Source organism: Marinobacter sp. NSM, assembly GCF_052380025.1.
Lineage (GTDB): Bacteria > Pseudomonadota > Gammaproteobacteria > Pseudomonadales > Oleiphilaceae > Marinobacter.
Map to the genome: position 1 here is coordinate 759,698 of NZ_JBQTCK010000002.1, position 20,226 is coordinate 779,923.

A 20,226-nucleotide genomic window follows, 5' to 3' on the forward strand; every position below is an offset into this window, starting at 1 on the left:
TTATATTTTACGGCTGTCAGGTTCGGAGGTTAATGCATGGGTACGAGTTTACAGCTGGCTGACAGACTGGTTCCGGGTGCCAATCTCGAGTCTTATATTCAGGCGGCGAGCCGCATTCCGGTTCTCTCAGTGGATGAGGAGCGTAAGCTGGCGGAACGACTCCATTACGATGGCGATGTGGAAGCCGCCCGTCAGTTGGTGTTGTCTCACCTGCGCTTTGTGATTCACATTGCCCGGAGCTATTCCGGCTATGGCCTGGCTCAGGCGGATTTGATCCAGGAAGGTAATGTGGGCCTGATGAAGGCCGTCAAGCGCTTCAATCCTGAGTATGGCGTGCGTCTGGTGTCGTTTGCGGTGCACTGGATAAAAGCCGAGATCCATGAGTTCATTCTGCGCAACTGGCGTATTGTGAAGGTCGCGACGACCAAGGCCCAGCGTAAGCTGTTTTTCAACCTTCGCAGTCAGAAGAAGAAGCTGGCTTGGCTGAACCACGATGAGTTGAACGCGGTCGCCAAGGATCTGGGGGTAGAGCCCCGGGTGGTGCGCGAGATGGAAGGCCGGTTGGCGTCCCACGACACTTCGTTCGAAGGGCCGATGGATGACGACGATGACAGCAGCTACCAGGCGCCTGCTTACTATCTGGAAGATCGTCGCAGTGATCCTGCGGTGCAGCTGGAGAACGCCGATTGGTCTGAAGACTCCAATGGCCGGTTGATGCAGGCGTTGTCGGCGTTGGATGAGCGCAGCCAGGATATTCTGCGAGAGCGCTGGCTGACCGATGGCAAGTCGACGCTGCATGAGTTGGCAGACAAGTATGGCGTGTCGGCGGAGCGCATTCGGCAGTTGGAGAAGAATGCCATGAAGAAGATCAAGGCGCAGATGATCGAAGCGGCTTGATTGACGCCACCTGGCTTGGCTTGAAACGCCACCACCGTTCGCGGTTGGTGGCGTTTTTGTTTGTATAATGGCTTCACATTCAAGTTATCGAACATTCGGGCGGAAGCGTGTGGGTGGCTTGCCCCAAAACACGCTGTGAATACGTCCCTGTGCGCTCTGCTCCGCCATCCATGGCTCCGCAAGGTTTTGGAGCAAACCACCCACACGCTTCTTCCGACTTTGGAGTGGAATTCTCAACATGACTAACAACCTTCCGCGTATCGCCTTCCTCGGCATCGGCCTAATGGGCGCGCCGATGACCCGTAACCTGCTGACGGCCGGTTACCCCATGACCCTGTGGAACCGCACCGCGAGCAAGTGTGAGCCTTTTGCCGGCGAGGCGACGATTGCCGGGACTCCGGCTGAGGCAGTTGCCGGTACTGACGTGGTGATCACCATGCTGGAAAACGGCTCGGTGGTGGAAGACGTGTTGGTGGTCCAGGGCGCTCTGACGGCCCTGAAATCCGGGGCGTTGGTGATTGATATGAGTTCGGTGCAGCCGTCGCTGGCGCGGCGGTTGGCCGGGTTGGCGGCGGAGCAGGGGGCGGGGTTTGTGGATGCGCCGGTGTCGGGCGGTACCCTGGGCGCGGCTGAGGCCCGGTTGAGTATTATGGCCGGTGGGTCTGAGGCGGATGTGGAGCGGGCCCGGCCGGTGTTTGAGGTGTTGGGTAAGTGTACCCGCATCGGGCCGGTGGGGGCCGGGCAGTTGGCGAAGTTGGCGAATCAGGCGATTGTGGGGATTACCATTGGTGCGGTTTCCGAGGCGTTGTTGCTGGCGGCCAAGGGTGGGGCAGACCCAGCCGCGGTGCGGGAGGCGCTGATGGGTGGGTTTGCCGGTAGTCGGATTCTCGAATTGCATGGCCAGCGGATGATTGACCGGGATTTTGCGCCTGGGGCGCCGGCGCGGATTCAGTTGAAGGATATGCGGATGATTCTGGATGAGGCGCGGGCCGAGGGGCTGACGTTGCCGTTGGCACAACAGACCCATAATGAGTATCTGTCACTGGCGGCCAATGGCCACAGTGATGTGGACCACAGTGGCCTGTTGCTGGAGCTGGAGCACCTGAACGGCACCTTGTTGGGGTCGCTGGGCCGGGGCCCGAAGGAAGACACTTCAAACTCAAAGAACTAAGGAGCGGACAATGCCACGGTTTGTTGCCAATCTGTCGATGTTGTTTACCGAGGTCCCGTTTCTTGAGCGTTTTGCCCGGGCGCGGGCGGCGGGCTTCACTGCAGTAGAGTATCTGTTTCCCTATGACTGGCCGGCCGAAGAACTGGCGCAGCAGTTGCAGAAGCATGGCCTGACTCAGGTGTTGTTCAATCTGCCGCCCGGCGACTGGCAGGCCGGTGAGCGGGGCATTGCCTGTCTGCCGGATCGTGTTGCGGAATTTCGTGCCGGGGTGGATCAGGGCATAGCCTATGCCCGGGCGCTGGGTAATCGCCAGATGAACTGCCTGACAGGGCTGAAGCCGGCAGAGCTGGATGAGCAGACCGCCTGGGAGACGCTGGTGGCGAACGTGCAGTATGCCGCTGATCGCTTTGCCGAGGCGGGCCTGACCCTGTGCCTTGAGGCGATTAACAGCCGGGTGGATATGCCGGGGTTCATGCTGGACACCACGGGCAAGGTGATGGCATTGATTGAAGAACTCGATGCGGACAATGTGCGGTTGCAGTATGACGTCTATCATATGCAGATTATGGAAGGCGATGTGATTCGTACCATGGAGTGCCTGCTGCCGTGGATTGGCCACATCCAGTTTGCCGATAATCCGGGCCGGCATGAGCCCGGTACCGGAGAGATTAACTTTTCGAATGTTTTCGCAGCGCTGGATCGAATGGGCTATCACGGCTGGGTGAGTGCGGAATACCGGCCATCGTTGGAAACGGAGGACACTCTGAGCTGGTTCAGGTCGGCAAATTGACCGTCGTCATAGGCGACACCCTCTTACAAGATGGTAACTGGCTGGTTTCCGGAGTTCTTCGTACCCTAAGAGTTAATGTAATCCGCTATCAGGAGGAGCACCGGTGAAAGCGCTGGTAATCGAAGACGATCGGGATGTAGCAAATTATCTGCTGAAGGGACTGAGAGAATCCGACTTCGTGGTGGATCATGCGGCCGACGGCAAGGAAGGCATGATGATGGCGGCCAGTGAAGAGTACGACATCATGATTGTGGACCGCATGCTGCCTGGCATGGATGGCCTGTCCATCATCAAGACTGTGCGGGCAACGGGAAATCAGACCCCGGTACTTATCCTCAGCGCCCTGGGCGATGTGGATGACCGGGTAGAAGGGCTGCGTGGCGGCGGTGACGACTACCTCACCAAACCCTTTTCGTTTACCGAACTGCTGGCCCGTATCGAATCTCTGATTCGACGCAATCGCCAGGCGGCGGAAACGGAAACCGTGCTGAGGGTTGCCGATCTGGAGATGGACCTGCTGGCCAGGACCGTCAAGCGTGCCGGTCAGAACATTGATGTTCAGCCGCGGGAATTCCGTCTGCTGGAATATCTCATGCGTAACGCCGGCCAGGTGGTCACCCGGACCATGCTGCTGGAAAAAGTCTGGGATTATCACTTTGACCCCCAGACCAACGTGATTGACGTGCACATCAGCCGCCTGCGGGCCAAGATCGATAAGGAATTCGACACGCCCCTGCTGCAGACGGTTCGGGGTGCGGGATACATGCTGCGTGAAACTGCTTAGTCAGCTCAGGACATCCTCTTTTCAGCTGGCCCTGCTGTACATGGTGGTGTTTGCCACATCGGTATTCCTGTTGCTGGCATTCATCTACTGGCGCACGGCCGGCTTCATGACCGCCCAGACCGATGAAACCATCGAAGCGGAAATTGCCGGTCTGGCGGAGCAGTACCGTGGGCGTGGCGTGAACGGACTGATCACCATCATCCGTGAGCGCGTCGCCCGCGACCCCAACGCCAAATCCATCTACCTTCTCACCACAGACGACTTCCTCAAACTGGCCGGTAACATTGAAACCTGGCCAGGGGGCAGTCGCTCGTCTGACACCGGCTGGATCAACTTTACCCTGGATTCCTCCGTGGGCTGGCAGGGGCCGGAGCGGCTTGCCCGCGCCCGGATTTTTGAGGTCCAGGGCGGGTTGAAGTTATTGGTGGGACGGGATGTTGAAGAACTCACCAACCTCAAGCGGGTGATCGAAACCGCCATCAACTGGGGCATGGGCATCACCCTGGCACTGGCGTTGCTGGGCGGCTTTTTGATGAGCCGCGGTACCACGCGCCGTATTGAAGTGATCAATAACACCTCCCGGCGAATCATGAATGGCCATCTGTCGCTGCGCATACCCACCCGGGGTACCGAAGACGATTTTGACCAGCTTGCCGAAAACCTGAACCAGATGCTCGACCGCATTGTTTACCTGATGGAAGGCATTCGCCATGTGTCAGACAGCATCGCCCACGACCTTCGCACCCCGCTGACCCGCCTGCGCAACCAGCTTGAGAACACCCTGATTGCCGTGGACAACGATGAGGCCCGGGAACAGGTAGGCAGAGCAGTGGCTGAGGCGGACCAGCTGCTGGCAACCTTCAATGCATTGTTGCGCATTGCCCGGCTGGAAACCCGGGGGAATTCAGCGGATATGAAAGTGGTGTCCCTGGACGAGCTGGTCAGTGATGCCTGTGAATTGTACGAAGCCCTGGCGGAAGACAAGGAGCAATCCTTCGCCCAGTCGCTGGAGCAGGGCGTGATGATCGAGGGTGATCGGGACCTGCTGTTCCAGATGATCAGTAACCTGATCGACAATGCGATCAAATACACACCGGAGCACGGTTCCATCGAGGTTGTGGTTCGCCGCGATGGCGCGGGCGCGGTGTTTGAGGTGCAGGATTCCGGTATCGGTATACCGGACGACGAAAAAGGCCAGGTGTTCCAGCGCTTCTATCGGGTGGGCAAGAGTCGGTCACTGCCGGGCAACGGCCTGGGATTGAGCCTGGTCAGTGCGGTGGCGGAAATCCACCAGGGCCAGATTTTGCTCAGTGATACCCATGAGGGAGAGGAACCGCCTGGCTTGACGGTCACCGTGCGGATGCCCGCCTATACCGGGATCCGCAAGCGGATCAAGGCAGCACCGGCCGAGCAGGCAGAGGAAACCCAGAACGATAGGTCGTCCTCTACCGAAACCAGTAGCGCCTGAGTCTTACTGACTGGCGCGAAAACGGTTAACCACCGGACTGATCAGTGCACCAGCGCGGGCTTCGACCAGGCCGCTGATATGCTCGAACTGGGAGCGGCGGCGGTCCACTTTGGCCTGAATGCTGTCCCATTCCCCTTCCAGATGCTTCTGCTCAGCCATCAGAAAGGCCGCGATGTTGTGGCGATTCAGTTTGCTGGTGATGCCCAGGCTGTCCAGGCGAAAGCCCAGGCTATCGATACCTTCCAGGGCCAGGTTCATGAGTTTCTTGGTGTTCATGGATTTGTCTCCAAACGAAAAGTCAGTGTTGATTAACTCGCACGCTATCTCCGGCGCCTAGAGTGTACAACCTAATTTCAGCCGATCAGCCAGGTTTCAGCCTTGCGAAAAGGTAATTTCGTGGCCACCGCCGGGTAATGCCCGCTCTGTAGAATGGAGTTTGTAGATGCAGAAGCAGGTAGAAAGTTGCTTGCTTCTCCCTCCAGCACAGCGCTAGCCTTATACCCCGTGACCCACGGGGTTTTTTTTGCCCTGAATTTTCTGTTTAACCCGGAATCCCTGATCTGATGAGCAAGACCGAAGGTTCGACGGCTCCAAGACCGCGCTATATCACACCGGACGGCGAGCAGGCGTTACGGGAGGAGTTGCAGTACCTGTGGAAGAATAAGCGCCCGGAGGTCACCCAGGCCGTGAGGGAAGCCGCGGCCCTGGGGGATCGCTCGGAGAATGCGGAATACATCTACGGCAAGAAGCAGTTGCGGGAGATTGACCGGCGGGTACGTTTTCTCAGCAAACGCCTGGACGAGCTCACCGTGGTCGACCGGCTGCCGGACGACCAGAGCCGGGTGTTCTTCGGGGCCTGGGTCACCATCGAGGATGAGGATGGTGAAGAGCAGACCTACCGGCTGGTCGGGGCCGACGAGTTTGACCTGGCCAAGGGCTATCTCAGTATCAATGCCCCGCTTGCCCGGGCGTTGATTGGCAAGCACCTGGACGATGAGGTGTCGGTGAAAACGCCAGAGGGCTGGAAGACGGTGGTCATCACTGGGATTCGGTATCAGCCGGCAGGCACTGGCAAGTGAAAATCGTCACAGAATCGTCTTTTGGTTGAGCAAAGCGTCACCAATGGCGATAGACTGATCAAAAATTGTCACCCGAAAGGGCAATGGAAGATCATTCAGGGTTGATGCGATGAATTCGTCAGAGTCTCACACCGGTTCAAAATGGGCATGCCCGGTAGCCATGGCTGCCATGGTGCTATCTCTGGGGCTGATGTCTGCCACTGCACACGGTCAAAGCGCCAGCAACGCAACGCCGGTGTTTGAACTGGAGCAGCGTTCCACCATTGATACCATTCCGTTCCACTCCATCGAAGAGGAAACCCTGGCCAATACGGTCATTGAGGGCGGGCTGGAAGCGCCGGCCGCAGGCGTTCCCGTGCAAACCGCCAGTGACGACGATTTCTATCTTGATCCTCTGGCGTTGCAGCCCAGAGACAGCCGCACCGATCTCGGGCGCTCCGAAATTCCGGTGGATATCCGGTTCAGCAACCCCAAGCTCATCCCGGGCCAGACCCACAGCAACACCTACTCGATCCGGCCACCGGAGAATCGCACCTACGATACTCTGAACGTCAATATGACCGGGCGCTGATGCCCCCGGCGCCACTTCGAGCCCGTTCAGGCGACTGCTGCGTTCGGGGTGGCTGTCTTACCAAGTACATCCTCGTAAAAGAAGGTCAGCGCCTGGGTGGCCTGGTTAAGCCTAGCCCGAGATACGCGGATCTTGTTGCTCAGATAATCCAGAAACAGCAGTTGATCTTCTGCCGCCAGGTGAGCCGGGTCTTTTAGATCGTGAAACAGCACAAAACGGCTGATCCAGTGCAGGTAGGTTTGCTCGGCCCGCTGATTCAGCTGGCGTTTGCGGATGGCGGCCTGTACATCTCCGACCATACTGGGCCGTGACTGCTCGAGCGCCTGGGTAATATCCATGGTGTGTACTCTTCGGAAAGTTTGTTGTTGTTATGTTGCGCGCATCATATGACAAACGTTTGAACGGCGCAAAACCGAAGGCGGTATTTTCCTGCGGCTTAGGGCTGCGCGCGCCAAAGGGGCGGGCACAGCCCAGGGGTATTACTTCAGTGAGTCGAGCTTATCGATGTACTGCTGCATAGCCTGATCGCTGGAGGTTCCTTTCAGCTTCTCCCAGGCGTCGTATTTGGCGCGGCCTACAAAGTCCATCATGCCCGGGCGCTTGCCGGAGACATCGCCTTCGGTGGCTTGTTTATACAGGGCGTAGAACTCCAGTTTCAGCTCGTTGGACGGTTTGAAATCGCCCTCGGCGGTCTGGATATAGTTTACCGCTTCATCAAACTTCGCCTTCAGGTCGCTCATGGTGTGTCTCCTTGGTGTAAATGGTTGTCTCCTGGAAGGATATTGCGAGTATAGCCTTGGCCGGGAGCGCCGTCATTGACTGAAACTGCATTCGGTCCGGCAACAGGGCTACCTGGCAAAAGTTTGCCCGATAGCACAGTTTGGGCCATTGCTGGCCAGTTTTTGCTTGAGAATGCCAGGTCACCTGTGTACAGTTTGACGCGTTGTCTGCCAGGACGGCAGGCATCAAGGACTGAACAACACTGCAAATGAATTGCACAGGGAGCACGCCATGTCTGCCAAAGACGGTTCCGTCGCGCCGAAAGAGCGCATCAATATCAAGTATGTCCCCGCCACCGGCGACCAGCAGGCTGAAACCGAGCTGCCGCTGAAGATGTTTGTGGTTGGCGATTTCAAGGGCCATGCTGAAGAAACCCCCATCGAAGACCGCAAAGCCATTTCCGTTGACAAGAACAACTTCCGTTCTGTCATGAAGGAAGCCGGTCTGACCTTGTCTACCTCGGTCTCCAACAAGCTCGAAGAGAATGCCGATGACCTGCCGGTCAATCTGGAATTCCAGGGTTTGGACGACTTTTCTCCGGACAGCATTGCCCGCCAGGTACCCGAGCTGAAAAAACTGATCGAGCTGCGTGAAGCCCTGGTTGCCCTCAAGGGCCCGCTGGGCAACGTGCCCTCGTTCCGTTCCAAGCTGCAGGAACTGCTGGACAACGACAGCGCCCGGGAAAAACTGCTGGCCGAGCTCGAACTGGCCACCGAAGGCGGCGAGTAAGCGCACCACCGGAATCCGGTAACCAACACCGATTATCAATCACGTACTGAAGGGATGTGGTATGTCTGATACTGCTGTGCAGCAATCTGCTGCCTCCGAATCCGTAGCAGAAGGGTCCTTGCTGGACCAGGTCATGGCCAATAGCCGTATGGCGCCGGCCGACGAAGGCTACGATGTGGCTCGCAAAGGGGTGGCAACGTTTATTGCCAATTTGCTGAGAAGCGACGAAAAAGGCCAGCCGGTCAACAAAGCCCTGGTCGACCAGATGGTGGTCGAGCTGGATCGCAAGATCAGCGCCCAGATGGATGAAATCCTGCATGCACCCAAGCTGCAGGAACTGGAATCGTCCTGGCGCGGCCTGAAGCTGATGGTCGACCGCACCGAATTCCGCGAGAACATCAAGGTCGATATCCTGCACGCCACCAAGCAGGAACTGCTGGAAGACTTCGAGTTTGCGCCGGATGTGACTCAGACCGGCTTCTACAAGCACATTTATGCCGCAGAATACGGCCAGTTCGGTGGTGAGCCGGTGGGCGCCATTGTCGGCAACTACGCCTTCAGTCCATCAACGCCAGACATGAAGCTGCTGCAGTATGTGTCGTCCGTGGGCGCCATGTCCCACGCGCCTTTCCTGTCTTCGGTTGCGCCCTCGTTCTTTGGTGTCGACAGCTACCAGGAACTGCCCGCGATCAAGGAACTGAGCGCCGTTTTCGAAGGTCCCAAGTATGCCAAGTGGCGCTCCCTGCGGGAATCCGAAGACGCCCGCTACCTGGGCCTTACCGCACCGCGCTTCCTGCTGCGGGTACCCTACGATCCCACCGAAAACCCGGTGCGCAGCTTCAACTACAAGGAAGAGGTTTCAGGCGACCACGAGCATTACCTGTGGGGCAACACCGCCTACCTGCTGGCCACCCGCCTGACCGAGAGCTTCGCCAAGTACCGCTGGTGCCCGAACATCATCGGCCCGCAAAGCGGTGGCGCAGTGGAAGACCTGCCGGTGCACACCTTTGAGTCCTTCGGCCAGCTGGAAGCCAAGATTCCCACCGAAGTGCTGATCACCGACCGCCGCGAATACGAGCTGGCGGAAGAAGGCTTCATCGCCCTGACCATGCGCAAGGGTAGCGACAACGCCGCCTTCTTCTCCGCCAACTCGGTGCAGAAGCCCAAGCAGTTCCCGAACACCAAAGAAGGCAAGGAAGCGGAAACCAACTACAAGTTGGGTACCCAGTTGCCGTACATGATGATCGTGAACCGCCTGGCTCACTACATTAAAGTGCTGCAGCGCGAGCAGATCGGCTCTTGGAAAGAACGCCAGGACCTGGAGCGGGAACTGAACACCTGGATTCGCCAGTACGTGGCCGACCAGGAAAACCCGCCGGCGGAAGTTCGCAGCCGTCGCCCACTGCGCGCCGCCCGGGTAGAAGTATCTGAGGTGGAAGGCGATCCGGGCTGGTACCAGGTATCGCTGGCGGTGCGCCCGCACTTCAAGTACATGGGGGCTAACTTCGAACTCTCGCTGGTTGGCCGCCTGGACAAGGATTAATCCGTGTTCGGCGACACCGGCACTGACGGCGTTCGCAATACCGGCAGCCTGTTTGAACGACTCGAACAGGCCGCCGCCCCGGCGGGGCAGAGCATGGGTGAAGTGACCCATGTGGTGGAATCCATCAAGCGCCACCTGGTACGCCTGCTGAATGCTCATCCGGGCAACAGCGCTAGCGTACCGGACCTTGGCCTGCTGGATTTCAATGATGCCACTCTGGGGACCCAGGATCTGAGTATCCAGATTCGCGGGGCGATTCGTCAGTGCATCGAGAAGTTTGAGCCGCGGGTCAAGCGGGTGGATGTGGTGGCGTTGCCGCCGGGCCCGGACCCGCTGCAGTTGAAGTTTCAGGTGACCGTTTACTTGCAGGTTGCCGGGAGTGACGACCGGACCACCATTGACCTGGTTTTGGATGACAAGCGGTATTACCGGGTGGTTTAGGCTTGGTTGCTTTAGCCCGTGGGGGCTGGAGGGGGTGGGGGACAATTTTCTTCTGGGAAAAAACAACTCGCTTTGCTCAGACATCTTTTTTCCCGCCAGAAAATTGTCCCCCACCCCCTCCGGCAAACTCTCGCTTAGGTGGTTCCGGTGACGGTGAAGGCTGTAAAGGCTTTGAATACAGGGATGAGAGACAGGGTTTGGATAGTCTTTCCAACAGTGTGCGGAGCCATGGGTGAAGAGCGAAAGCTCTTCACGGGCCAGCCAGGGATGGCTGGCACTGGATCCTCAATGCGACGCAGGAGCAATTAGCATTGAGGAGCGGAGCCCAAGCGTCCCATGAATAGGCTTGAAGCGTCTTTTGGAAAGACTATCCAAACGCTGGCTCGGAGCTAGACAAAGCACAGACAAGGCGCAGTAAAAAAATGAAGTTGAACAGGTTCTACAGGGATGAGTTGAGCTTTCTGCGGTTGCAAGGCAGGGAATTTGCCGAGGCACATCCGCAGCTTACCCGCTTTTTGTCCGAACAAAGCACCGACCCGGATGTGGAGCGGTTGATGGAAGGCTTTGCCTTCCTGACCGGCAAATTGCGGGAAAAGGTTGAGGACGAGTTTCCAGAGCTGACCCATTCGCTGCTGAACATGCTCTGGCCCAATTACCTGCGGCCGGTGCCCAGCTGCACCATCATGCGCTTTGACCCGCAACTGCACGCCATCAGCGAGCGGCAAACCGTTGAGCGCCATACTGAAATCAAAAGCCGCCCCTTGGGTGAGGCCAGCCGCCAGACCCAATGCCGGTTCCGTACCTGCCGGGCGGTCGATATCTTCCCGGTCAGCGTGGCCGATGCTCACGCCGAGCACTCCCGGGAAGTGTCTTCCGTCAGCGTCGACCTGGCCCTGCACACGGATCAGCCGCTGAATGCCCTGGGTTTGGACAGCCTGCGGTTTTATCTAGGAGGTGATAACCACACCGCCGAAACCCTGTATCTGTGGCTGAACCACTACCTCAGCCGCATGGAACTGGTGGTGGGTGAGAATGTTTACAACCTGCCATCGTCGCTATTGCAGCCGGTGGGGTTCGCGGCAGATGAAGCGATTCTGCCGTATCCGAAGAACGCCTACGCCGGGTACCGCATCATCCAGGAATACCTGAGCTTTCCTGAGGCGTTCCGGTTTATCGATATCGCGGGCCTCAAGTCCCGATTGCCGGCGGTGCAGGCCGATGAGATCAGCCTGCGTTTCCATTTCAGCCGGATTTTGCCGCCCGATGTTCGGGTCACCCGGGACTCCCTGCAGCTCTACTGCACCCCGGCGGTGAACCTGTTCAGCCACGAAGGCGAGCCGGTGGACCTGAATGGCCGGCAGACCGAGTACCGTATTTCCCCGTCCAGCCGTTGCCCGGAGCACTTTGAAGTGTTCAGCATCGAGCAAGTGGAAGGCTGGCTAGAGGGGCGTTCCGGCCGGGGTGAACCGCGGCTGTACACCGCGTTCGAGAGTTTCCAGCACGAGGTGGAGCGGGACCGTGGCCGCACGGCGCTGTATTACCGGGTGGGGACCCGTGAAAGCGTTCGCGGTGATGGTTTTGATCACTACATCTCGTTTGTCCGGGGCGACGAGTCCGAATGCATGAACCGCCAGGAAGCGGTGTCGTTGACGCTGACCTGCACCAACCGGCAGCTGCCCCAGCAACTGGCCGTGGGGGAGATCTGCATGGCCACTGAGACTACCCCGGCGTTTGCCTCGTTCAGCAACATTACCCGGCCCACGGCCACGCTGCGGCCAACGCTGGACGGCAGCCTGTTGTGGACGCTGATTTCCAATCTGTCCCTGAACTACCTGTCGATGCTGAATGTGGATGCTCTGCGCACGGTGCTGCGGGTATACGACTTCCGTGCGCTGGTTGACCGGCAGGCCGAGCGGGTGTCCCAGAAACGGTTGGCGGGCATCAGTGAGATCATCACTCAGCCGGTGGACCGCATGGTTCGCGGCTTGCCGGTGCGTGGCATTCGTTCGGTGCTGAAGCTGGATCAGCAGAATTTCGGCAGTGAAGGGGATCTGTACCTGTTCGGCACGGTACTGAGCCAGTTTTTTGCGCTATACGCGAGTATCAATGCCTTTCACCAGCTGGAAGTGGTGAATACAGACAATCAGGAACGGTATACATGGACGTTACAGCAAGGTCAGCAGCCGCTGATGTAGCCGGGCTGGAACCTGTCCTCGGCAACGCGCGGCGTTACAGTTTTTTCCAGCTGGTGGATCTGATTCACCGGCACCATGGTGACGATCTGGAGAGCTCCGGCAGTGGCGAGCCCCGGCAGGAGCGTATCCGGTTTTCGGCCTCGGCCGGCCTGGGCTTTCCGGGCAGCGATGTGGTCTCGGCCTTGTCGCCGGAACACGAGCACGCGCCTTATCAGATGGAAGTCAGCTTTCTGGGCCTGCACGGTTCCCAGTCACCGCTGCCCGGTTACTACCTGGAGGATCTGGCCTGGGAAGCGGGCCAGAACCTGGGAGTGCGCCGGCACTTTCTGGATTTTTTCAATCACCGACTGGTCACTCTGTTCCACCGGGCCTGGCGCAAGTACCGGTATTACGTGCGGTTTCAGCCCGGCGCCAGCGACGGTTTTTCCGAGCTGGTGTTTTCCCTGGTCGGTCTGGGTGACAGCCGCCTGCGGGAAGCCACACCGGTCAACTGGTCCAAGATGTTGGCCTACGCCGGCCAGATGGCGGGCCGCAGCCGGTCGCCGGAAGTGGTCAGTGGCATTGTCGCACACTGTTTCGACCTGGAAGAAGTCAGCATCGAGCAGTGGGTGTTGCGCAAGGTGGCCATCGGGCAAGACCAGCAAACGCGGTTGGGCCAGGCCAATGCCAGCCTGGGCCAGGACACCTCGGTTGGCTCCAGCATCCGGGACCGCAGCGGCAAGTTCATCCTGCGCCTGCGCAACCTGAGCCGGCAGCGCTTTGCGGATTTCCTGCCCAACGGCCGGGACCATGAGCGACTGGTGAAGCTGGTGGAATTCACCACCCGGGAGCAACTGGCCTACGACCTGGAGCTGCAAATGCGGCCCAAGGATATCCGGCCCATGCAGCTGGGTGAGGATGTGCGCCTGGGCTGGAATTCCTTTGTGACACCGGACCGGGCCCGTGAGCGGCCGGCGGTGCGCATCCAGATACGACGATAAGGCAAGGAGCCAGACAGGTGTCAAACCGGACAGCATTAACCCTGGTGATCATCAACCCGACCGAAACCGGCGGTGGTGCCAGCATTGAACACAGTTTTGGTACCGGTGGCGGGTCGATTGGCACGGCGGCCAACGACACCTGGCGGTTGTCGCCCCATCGCACCGGCGCCGTAGCCGGCCATGCCGAGGTTCGCTTCTTGGATGGTGGCTTCTGCCTGATTGACCGCAGTGGCCGCACCTACATCAACAGCAGCAGCCAGCCTGTGGGCCGGGGCCGCAGGGCGCGGCTGAATCATGGTGACACCCTCATCATCGGCCGTTACCGGATGCGGGCAGAGCTGAACGCTGACGCGGTTGACCGCTCAGAGCTGGAAGAAGGCTCCGGGCAGGACCGGCAGCTGGTGGATGTGGAGGAAGAGTCACTGTTGCGGGCAGAAACCGGACAGAGGATGCCGGATGGCCGGGAGCCTCTCGAGGGACTGCATACTCCGGCGGGAGAAGCGATGAGCGACGACCCGCTGGCGCCCTGGCAGGAAACGGCCCGTCAGCCTGCGGAAGAAGCCGCCGAGCTGTTGGCCAGTGACCAGTCCTGGTTTGCCCGCTCGGCCGAGGTCAGCGATGAATACCGGGAAAACCGGGATGTGGCCATGGGCCTGCCAATGAACCGTAACGCCCGCAAGCACGGGCACGACACACAGGAGCGACAGGGAATGTCAGAGTTCAGGGAACACAGCCGGGAAGCCAAAGACACCAGCCGGCAACACATCAGCGGTGCCCCCCTGATGCGTGGTATGGAAGCCGACATCGATTTTGCCGACAGCGATGAAATGCGTCTGTTCCTGGAGGAAGCCGGACAGACCCTGAAAGCCACGGTCGAAGGCCTGCTGGCCTTGCATCAGGGTGAAGATTCACGGCACCGTGCCCTGCGCACCCGTCTGCAGCCGATTGAAGACAACCCGTTGCGCTTGGGTGACGACTACACCGGCACCATGCAGACCCTGTTTGCCGCCGAGCGCAGCCCGGTGCATCTGTCTGCTCCTGCTGCGGTTCGGGAGAGCCTGGAGAGCCTGAACCATCACCAGCAGGCCACTCGCGAAGCCATTCGGGAAGCTTTGGAAGCAATTCTTTATGCCTTCTCACCGGAGGCCCTGTTACGCCGGTTCCACGGCTACCGCCGTGGCCTGCAAGACAACGAAGACGAAGGCCGTTGGGCCTGGAACATGTACCAACACTATTACCAGGAACTCAGATCCAGTCGTCAGCAGGGATTTGAACGCCTCTTTCAGGAGGTGTTCGACCAGGCCTACGACCAACACTTGCGCCAATTACAGAGGGAGAGCCTTTCATGAAGTACTGCAAATGGAGCTTGCTGGCTATTGTCATGCTGATGGTGGGGTGCAGCACCCCGTACAACGCGGTGACCAAAACCGCCAAGGTGTTGTGGGACCCCGATATTCCCGTGGGCTATCCGGAAGAGCTGCCCAGCAAAGTGGCGCTGACCATGCTGGCCGAGCCGGATGTGAACCCCAACGAATCCCTGGCGCCCACGCCGATTGCCTATCAGATCATCGAGCTGCGGGACAGCTCCCTGCTGATGGCCGGCGACTTTGATCAACTGTTGAACGACCTGGAAAAATCCCTGGGCCGCAACTACGTGGACCACAGCGATTACACCCTGGTGCCGGGCCAGTTCAAGTACGTAGCGCCGTTCGAGATCAGCAAGGACACCCGGTTTATTGGCGTTATCGCCTTCTATGCGTACCCGAACCTGTCCCAGTGGAAAAAGGTCATCCGGGTGGATCCGATCGGCGACACCTACCACCTGCTGGTCAACCTGCGTGAGCGGGAAGTACAACTCAGACGTTCGGAAGATACCTGATGGCAGCTACCAATCGAGTCGTCTGGAGTGATGGGCTGTTTATCAAGCCCCAGCACTTCCAGCAGCAGCAACGATATCTGGAACACCAGATCAACGAGCGGGCGCTGGCGGTCTCGGACTACCTGTATGGCTTCAGTGATCTGGAGCTGAACGGCGAGTACCTGAGCTTTGGCCGGGTTGGCCTGGTGCGGGCTTCCGGGTTGTTTCCGGATGGTACCCGGTTCAACCTGCCCCAGGACGATGTGATGCCGGAGCCCCTGGAAATCACCGATGCGTCGGTGGCCAATCAGGTGGTGTATCTGGCGCTGCCGCTGGGCAGCGATACCCTGGCGGAAGTGGAGTGGCCGGATGCCCCGGTGGCCGGGCGTTTTCGTGCCCAGACCGTGGAAATCCGGGATCTGCATTCCATTGATGGCGACGCCCACAGCATTGACGTGGGCCGGGTTGCGCCGCGCCTGATGCTGGAGCGGGACGATCGCAGTGCCTATGCCTCGGTGGCCATCGGCCGGATTCTGGAAAAACGCCCGGATGGCAGCCTGGTGATGGACCCCAACTTCCTGCCCACCATGCTCAGCGTCCGTTCAGCCCCGCGCTTGCAGCGGTTCGTCGGCGAAATGGCTGGCCTGATGCAGGAGCGGGCCCGCAACATCGCCGAGCGCGTAGGTGCGCCAGGGCAGGGCGGTGTGGCGGATGTGTCTGACTTCATGCTGCTGCAGATGCTGAACCGGGCGCACCCGAAATTCATGCACTTGGCCCGGCTGCGCCAGCTGCATCCGGAGCGCCTGTACGAAGCCCTGCTGGAACTGTGTGGTGAGCTGGTGACCTTTACCGACGAAAGCCGGCTGCCCAAGGAATTCACCCCCTATGACCACGACCTGCCGGAAGCCTGCTTCAGCCCGCTGATGCAGGTGCTGCGTCAGGCCCTGAGTACCGTGCTGGAACCGAGAGCCCTGTCGATCACGCTGCAGCAGCGCCAGTACGGCCTGACGGTGGCACCGGTGCAGGATGTACAGATCATCAAGGATGCCGAATTCATCCTGGCGGTGAAGGCCGACATGCCGCTGGACGACCTGCGCAAGCAGTTCACCCAGCAGTGCAAAGTGGCGTCGGTGGAGAAGATTCGCGACCTCATCAGCCTGCAGTTGCCAGGTATTCCGTTGTCGGCCCTGCCGGTGGCGCCGCGCCAGCTGCCGTACCACGCCGGCTTTGTCTACTTCCGGCTGGACGACCAGAGCCAGGCCTGGCAAATGCTCGACAACGCCAGTGGCTTTGCCTTCCACGTGGCCGGCAGCTTCCCCGGGCTGGAAATGCAATTCTGGGCAATCAGGAGCTAAACCATGGCAGATGCACCGGTAATGGACAGGCCAGACAACACCAGGGATTCGGGTGACAGTGCATTCAGTGATCTTCTGTTTGCGGACGCCGGCAACAGTGGCTCCCGAACCGAATTCGACAACGCCGGCTTCCAGCTGCGAGGGCTGGAAGAAAACCGCCTGATCGACGCCGCCACGCCACTGCTGGGCCTGGTGATCCGGGTACGCCGGCTGGCGGATTTCCGGGACGTGGAAAACCTGTACCAGCAAGTGGTCGACGAAGTGGCGGCCATCGACCGGGAGCTGATCGAGCAGGGCTATGAGCGCCCGACGGTGGTGGCCTATCGCTACGTGCTCTGCTCGTTTATCGACGAAGCGGTGCTGGGTACCGATTGGGGGGCCCACAGTGTGTGGTCACAGCACTCCCTGCTGTCCCGTTTCCACAATGAAACCTGGGGCGGGGAAAAGGTGTTTGCCATCCTCGCCCGGATGGAGAAAGAGCCGACCCGCTACCGCGATATGCTGGGCTTCATTTACCTGTGCCTGTGCCTCGGTTTTGAAGGCCGTTACAAGGTAATGGAGAACGGCCGGGATGAGTACGACCGGATTGTTCGCGGCCTCTATGAGCAACTCCGTGAACTGCGCGCCGACCGGGACCCGCAGCCTCTGGCCGACGCCACGGAGAACGTAGCTCCAGCCCACAACCGACTGCGCAGTGGCCTGCCCCTGTGGGGTATTGGCGGCCTGTTTATTGCCGCCATGGCGGGCATTTACCACTTGTACAACGTCGCGCTGAACGAACGCATCAGGGATGTGCTCAGCGTACTGGACCAACTACCGAAATAAGGACATTACTGTGATTCGGGTAGAACTGCCGGCGCTGATCGGGCGCCTTAACGACATCTCACGCCAGGCCCTGGAATCCTCCGCCGCCCAGTGCATCAGCCGCCAGGGCGCCGAGATTACCCCGGCCCATTTGCTGTTCAAACTGCTGGAAACGCCGTTCTCTGACGTGCGCCAGATTCTGGAACACACCGGCATCAATCATCAGCAACTGCAGCCACTGGTGGGCGACAGCCTGAACGGCGAGCCGCAAACCGCCGAGCCTTACCCTTCGTTCTCGCCGCTGTTGGTAGAGCTGATGCAGGACGCCTGGCTGCTGGCCTCCACCGAGCTGGGCCACACCGAACTGCGCTCCGGCGCCGTGTTCCTGGCCCTGCTGATGAACGCTGACCGCTACCTGATGCCCCGGGTGGCCCAGGCCCTGGTGGACATCAACCGGGAACAGCTGCGCAAACAATTCGACCGCCTCACCGAAGGTTCCGTCGAGCGCCCGCAGCTGACCGAGAACGGCGCCACCAAGCCTGCCGTCGAAGCCGATATGGACCCGCTCAAACGCTACGCCACCGACTTCACCAAGCTGGCCCGGGAAGAAAAGCTGGACCCGGTGGTGTGCCGGGATGCCGAAATCGACCAGATGATCGACATCCTCTGCCGCCGCCGCAAGAACAACCCTATTGTGGTGGGTGATGCCGGCGTGGGCAAAAGCGCCCTGGTGGAAGGCCTGGCCCTGCGGATCGTCAACGGTGACGTGCCGGACCGCCTGAAAACCGTTGAACTCTGGACCCTGGACATGGGTGCCTTGCAGGCCGGTGCCTCGGTCAAAGGCGAATTCGAGAAGCGCCTGAAGGGCGTTATCGAAGCTGTTAAAGGTTCTGTTACGCCAATCATCCTGTTCATCGACGAAGCCCACACCCTGATTGGTGCCGGCAACAGCGAAGGAGGCTCCGACGCCGCCAACCTGTTGAAGCCAGCGCTGGCCCGGGGCGAGCTGCGCACCATCGCCGCCACCACCTGGCGCGAGTACAAGAAATACTTCGAAAAAGACCCGGCCTTGAGCCGCCGCTTCCAGCCGGTCGCCCTGGACGAGCCGACCCCGGGCGAAGCCGTCCACATCCTTCGTGGCCTGCGCACCGTCTACGAAAAAGCCCATCAGGTACTGGTCGCTGACAGCGCCCTGAAAGCCGCCTCGGAAATGTCCGCGCGATACCTGGCCGGCCGCCAGCTGCCGGACAAAGCCATCGACGTACTGGACACCGCCTGCGCCCGGGTCAGTCTGAACCTGAGCACACCGCCGCGCCGTCTCAGCCACGTGCGCAGCGAGTTGCACCAACTGGCCATGGAGCAGGACCTGCTGAGCCGGGAACACTCCCTGGGCCAGACCGTGGATTCCGAACGTGAACAGGCCCTGGAACAGCAGATTGCTGACCTGACCGCCGAAGCCGAAGCCCTGGAACAAAGCTGGAACGACCAGCGCGACCTGGTGGCCCGACTGGTCGACATCCGCGAACAATTGCTGCTGGGTGATGCCGAAGCCGAAACCGCCGATGACGCTGCTGTTGAGTTGGCCGAGACCGAGCACGAAGAACGCCCGGACCTGAAAAGCGAAGCCGCTGCCATCGAACAGGAACTGGCCGAGCTGCAAGCTGATGAACCTCTGGTCCACGCCCGCGTGGACGCCCGCCAGGTGGCCGAAGTCATCGCCGACTGGACCGGCATCCCGGTCAACCGCATGACCACCGACGAGCTGGAGAAAATCACCCACTTGCCGGCGTACCTGCAGGCCCACATCAAAGGCCAGGACACCGCCATCGACTGCCTGCACCAGCATCTGCTCACCGCACGCGCTGACCTGCGCCAGCCGGGCCGCCCCATGGGGGCCTTCCTGCTGGTAGGCCCCAGCGGCGTTGGCAAAACCGAAACCGTGGTGCAACTGGCCGAACTGCTCTACGGCGGCCGCCAGTTCCTCACCACCATCAACATGTCCGAATACCAGGAGAAGCACACCGTCTCCCGCCTGATCGGTTCACCCCCAGGCTACGTCGGCTTCGGCGAAGGCGGCATCCTCACCGAAGCCATCCGCCAGAAGCCCTACTCGGTTGTGCTGCTCGACGAAGTCGAAAAAGCCCACCCGGAAGTCCTCAACCTGTTCTACCAGGCCTTCGACAAAGGCGAACTGGCGGACGGTGAAGGTCGGTTGATCGACTGCAAAAACGTCGTCTTCTTCCTCACCTCCAACCTCGGCTACCAGACCATCGTCAACCACGCCGAAGCACCGGAAAAGATCGAAGAAGCCCTGTACCCGGAACTGGCCAACTTCTTCAAACCCGCGTTGCTGGCGCGAATGGAAGTGGTGCCCTACCTGCCGCTGGGAGAAGACACCCTCAACCGCATCGTCGGCGACAAACTCCAGCGCCTGGCCGACCAGATCAAAGCCCGTTACCACACCGACGTGGAACTGGAAGATGGCCTGGTAGAAGCCATCCGCAGCCGCGCCACCAGAAGTGAAAACGGCGCAAGGATGCTGGAGTCGATCATCGAAGGCGAGCTGTTGCCACCGGTGTCCCTGGCGCTGCTGGAAAAACTGGCGGCAAGGGAGCCGGTGGCCAAGGTCACCTTGGGTGTGAGCGACAACAAGTTCACAGGCATAGTTGACTGACATCTAACTCGAACGGAGCGTAGCCTGCGGGGTGGCTTTCCAAAACCCTGCGGAGCCATGGATGGCGGAGCGGAGCGTACAGGGGTGAATCAGAGCGATTATGAAGC

At 59.8% G+C, this 20,226-nt stretch carries 20 protein-coding genes; 17 read left to right on the forward strand and 3 right to left on the reverse strand.

Translation table 11 applies throughout. The features are described from left to right. The first annotated feature begins 36 nt into the window (after window positions 1–36). The 5 genes from rpoH (at window position 37) to ACTZWX_RS07580 (ending at window position 5,110) form a co-directional block, all read left to right on the forward strand. On the forward strand, window positions 37–897 hold the full coding sequence (gene rpoH, locus ACTZWX_RS07560; protein ID WP_072676002.1) for an RNA polymerase sigma factor RpoH: 861 nt from the start codon (window positions 37–39) through the stop codon (window positions 895–897). Between the two features lie 238 nt (window positions 898–1,135). Then, window positions 1,136–2,068, forward strand: a complete 933-nt coding sequence (locus ACTZWX_RS07565; protein WP_444713391.1) for an NAD(P)-dependent oxidoreductase — start codon at window positions 1,136–1,138, stop codon at window positions 2,066–2,068. Between the two features lie 10 nt (window positions 2,069–2,078). Continuing rightward, on the forward strand, window positions 2,079–2,858 hold the full coding sequence (hyi, locus tag ACTZWX_RS07570; RefSeq protein WP_444713392.1) for a hydroxypyruvate isomerase: 780 nt from the start codon (window positions 2,079–2,081) through the stop codon (window positions 2,856–2,858). 103 nt (window positions 2,859–2,961) lie between these two features. After that, the gene (locus ACTZWX_RS07575; protein WP_444713393.1) at window positions 2,962–3,642 is read left to right on the forward strand and encodes a winged helix-turn-helix domain-containing protein; all 681 of its coding nucleotides are present in this window, start codon (window positions 2,962–2,964) and stop codon (window positions 3,640–3,642) included. Next, on the forward strand, window positions 3,629–5,110 hold the full coding sequence (locus ACTZWX_RS07580; RefSeq protein ID WP_444713394.1) for an ATP-binding protein: 1,482 nt from the start codon (window positions 3,629–3,631) through the stop codon (window positions 5,108–5,110). Before ACTZWX_RS07575 ends, ACTZWX_RS07580 begins: the two co-directional genes overlap by 14 nt. A gap of 3 nt (window positions 5,111–5,113) precedes the next feature. Here the strand turns inward: ACTZWX_RS07580 and ACTZWX_RS07585 are convergent, their stop codons facing one another. Further along, window positions 5,114–5,386: a hypothetical protein gene (locus tag ACTZWX_RS07585; RefSeq protein WP_444713395.1), complete on the reverse strand. Its 273-nt coding sequence runs from the start codon at window positions 5,384–5,386 to the stop codon at window positions 5,114–5,116. A 287-nt stretch (window positions 5,387–5,673) separates the two neighbouring features. Here ACTZWX_RS07585 and greB point away from each other — a divergent pair, with 287 nt between their 5' ends. Both greB and ACTZWX_RS07595 read left to right on the forward strand, forming a co-directional pair. Continuing rightward, a complete protein-coding gene (gene greB, locus ACTZWX_RS07590) occupies window positions 5,674–6,189 on the forward strand; it encodes a transcription elongation factor GreB (RefSeq protein WP_444713396.1) in 516 nt (171 codons plus the stop codon). A 109-nt stretch (window positions 6,190–6,298) separates the two neighbouring features. Then, window positions 6,299–6,760 carry a hypothetical protein gene (locus ACTZWX_RS07595; protein ID WP_444713397.1) on the forward strand — a complete coding sequence of 154 codons (462 nt, stop codon included), beginning with the start codon at window positions 6,299–6,301 and terminating at the stop codon, window positions 6,758–6,760. 26 nt (window positions 6,761–6,786) lie between these two features. On the opposite strand, the gene ACTZWX_RS07600 is transcribed toward ACTZWX_RS07595, so the two are convergent. Continuing rightward, entirely contained in the window at window positions 6,787–7,098 is a 312-nt protein-coding gene (locus ACTZWX_RS07600; RefSeq protein WP_444713398.1) for a site-specific integrase, read from the reverse strand. A gap of 141 nt (window positions 7,099–7,239) precedes the next feature. Next, window positions 7,240–7,500 carry an acyl-CoA-binding protein gene (locus ACTZWX_RS07605; RefSeq protein ID WP_061331939.1) on the reverse strand — a complete coding sequence of 87 codons (261 nt, stop codon included), beginning with the start codon at window positions 7,498–7,500 and terminating at the stop codon, window positions 7,240–7,242. A gap of 271 nt (window positions 7,501–7,771) precedes the next feature. Here ACTZWX_RS07605 and tssB point away from each other — a divergent pair, with 271 nt between their 5' ends. From tssB to tssH, 10 genes are all read left to right on the forward strand, one after another. After that, window positions 7,772–8,269 carry a type VI secretion system contractile sheath small subunit gene (tssB, locus tag ACTZWX_RS07610; protein ID WP_058090748.1) on the forward strand — a complete coding sequence of 166 codons (498 nt, stop codon included), beginning with the start codon at window positions 7,772–7,774 and terminating at the stop codon, window positions 8,267–8,269. Between the two features lie 61 nt (window positions 8,270–8,330). Then, window positions 8,331–9,812, forward strand: coding sequence for a type VI secretion system contractile sheath large subunit (gene tssC, locus ACTZWX_RS07615; RefSeq protein ID WP_444713399.1), 1,482 nt, complete (start codon window positions 8,331–8,333; stop codon window positions 9,810–9,812). Window positions 9,813–9,815: 3 nt separating this feature from the next. Continuing rightward, on the forward strand, window positions 9,816–10,253 hold the full coding sequence (gene tssE, locus ACTZWX_RS07620; RefSeq protein ID WP_152439379.1) for a type VI secretion system baseplate subunit TssE: 438 nt from the start codon (window positions 9,816–9,818) through the stop codon (window positions 10,251–10,253). A 422-nt stretch (window positions 10,254–10,675) separates the two neighbouring features. Further along, window positions 10,676–12,448 carry a type VI secretion system baseplate subunit TssF gene (gene tssF, locus ACTZWX_RS07625; protein ID WP_444713400.1) on the forward strand — a complete coding sequence of 591 codons (1,773 nt, stop codon included), beginning with the start codon at window positions 10,676–10,678 and terminating at the stop codon, window positions 12,446–12,448. Beyond that, on the forward strand, window positions 12,412–13,428 hold the full coding sequence (gene tssG, locus ACTZWX_RS07630) for a type VI secretion system baseplate subunit TssG (RefSeq protein WP_444713401.1): 1,017 nt from the start codon (window positions 12,412–12,414) through the stop codon (window positions 13,426–13,428). Before tssF ends, tssG begins: the two co-directional genes overlap by 37 nt. Before the next feature lie 17 nt (window positions 13,429–13,445). Further along, window positions 13,446–14,777: a type VI secretion system-associated FHA domain protein TagH gene (tagH, locus tag ACTZWX_RS07635; RefSeq protein WP_444713402.1), complete on the forward strand. Its 1,332-nt coding sequence runs from the start codon at window positions 13,446–13,448 to the stop codon at window positions 14,775–14,777. Continuing rightward, window positions 14,774–15,307 (forward strand): type VI secretion system lipoprotein TssJ, encoded by a 534-nt coding sequence (gene tssJ / locus ACTZWX_RS07640; RefSeq protein WP_072676015.1) that lies wholly within the window; start codon window positions 14,774–14,776, stop codon window positions 15,305–15,307. The genes tagH and tssJ overlap by 4 nt, the downstream gene beginning before the upstream one ends. Continuing rightward, a complete protein-coding gene (gene tssK / locus ACTZWX_RS07645; protein WP_444713403.1) occupies window positions 15,307–16,641 on the forward strand; it encodes a type VI secretion system baseplate subunit TssK in 1,335 nt (444 codons plus the stop codon). The genes tssJ and tssK overlap by 1 nt, the downstream gene beginning before the upstream one ends. 3 nt (window positions 16,642–16,644) lie before the next feature. After that, window positions 16,645–17,466 carry a type IVB secretion system protein IcmH/DotU gene (gene icmH, locus ACTZWX_RS07650; RefSeq protein WP_444713404.1) on the forward strand — a complete coding sequence of 274 codons (822 nt, stop codon included), beginning with the start codon at window positions 16,645–16,647 and terminating at the stop codon, window positions 17,464–17,466. Further along, the gene (gene tssH, locus ACTZWX_RS07655; protein WP_444713405.1) at window positions 17,432–20,119 is read left to right on the forward strand and encodes a type VI secretion system ATPase TssH; all 2,688 of its coding nucleotides are present in this window, start codon (window positions 17,432–17,434) and stop codon (window positions 20,117–20,119) included. The genes icmH and tssH overlap by 35 nt, the downstream gene beginning before the upstream one ends. Window positions 20,120–20,226: the final 107 nt, after the last annotated feature.

Excerpts from the sequence above, each read along its gene's own strand:
- tssH (WP_444713405.1), top strand. The coding sequence starts at position 17,432 with ATGTGCTCAGCGTACTGGACCAACTACCGAAATAAGGACATTACTGTG.
- tssG (WP_444713401.1), top strand. The coding sequence starts at position 12,412 with ATGGACGTTACAGCAAGGTCAGCAGCCGCTGATGTAGCCGGGCTGGAA.
- greB (WP_444713396.1), top strand. The coding sequence starts at position 5,674 with ATGAGCAAGACCGAAGGTTCGACGGCTCCAAGACCGCGCTATATCACA.
- icmH (WP_444713404.1), top strand. The coding sequence starts at position 16,645 with ATGGCAGATGCACCGGTAATGGACAGGCCAGACAACACCAGGGATTCG.
- ACTZWX_RS07565 (WP_444713391.1), top strand. The coding sequence starts at position 1,136 with ATGACTAACAACCTTCCGCGTATCGCCTTCCTCGGCATCGGCCTAATG.
- tssF (WP_444713400.1), top strand. The coding sequence starts at position 10,676 with ATGAAGTTGAACAGGTTCTACAGGGATGAGTTGAGCTTTCTGCGGTTG.
- ACTZWX_RS07600 (WP_444713398.1), bottom strand. The coding sequence starts at position 7,098 with ATGGATATTACCCAGGCGCTCGAGCAGTCACGGCCCAGTATGGTCGGA.
- rpoH (WP_072676002.1), top strand. The coding sequence starts at position 37 with ATGGGTACGAGTTTACAGCTGGCTGACAGACTGGTTCCGGGTGCCAAT.
- tssB (WP_058090748.1), top strand. The coding sequence starts at position 7,772 with ATGTCTGCCAAAGACGGTTCCGTCGCGCCGAAAGAGCGCATCAATATC.
- ACTZWX_RS07595 (WP_444713397.1), top strand. The coding sequence starts at position 6,299 with ATGAATTCGTCAGAGTCTCACACCGGTTCAAAATGGGCATGCCCGGTA.
- ACTZWX_RS07605 (WP_061331939.1), bottom strand. The coding sequence starts at position 7,500 with ATGAGCGACCTGAAGGCGAAGTTTGATGAAGCGGTAAACTATATCCAG.
- ACTZWX_RS07585 (WP_444713395.1), bottom strand. The coding sequence starts at position 5,386 with ATGAACACCAAGAAACTCATGAACCTGGCCCTGGAAGGTATCGATAGC.
- tssC (WP_444713399.1), top strand. The coding sequence starts at position 8,331 with ATGTCTGATACTGCTGTGCAGCAATCTGCTGCCTCCGAATCCGTAGCA.
- tssK (WP_444713403.1), top strand. The coding sequence starts at position 15,307 with ATGGCAGCTACCAATCGAGTCGTCTGGAGTGATGGGCTGTTTATCAAG.
- tssJ (WP_072676015.1), top strand. The coding sequence starts at position 14,774 with ATGAAGTACTGCAAATGGAGCTTGCTGGCTATTGTCATGCTGATGGTG.
- hyi (WP_444713392.1), top strand. The coding sequence starts at position 2,079 with ATGCCACGGTTTGTTGCCAATCTGTCGATGTTGTTTACCGAGGTCCCG.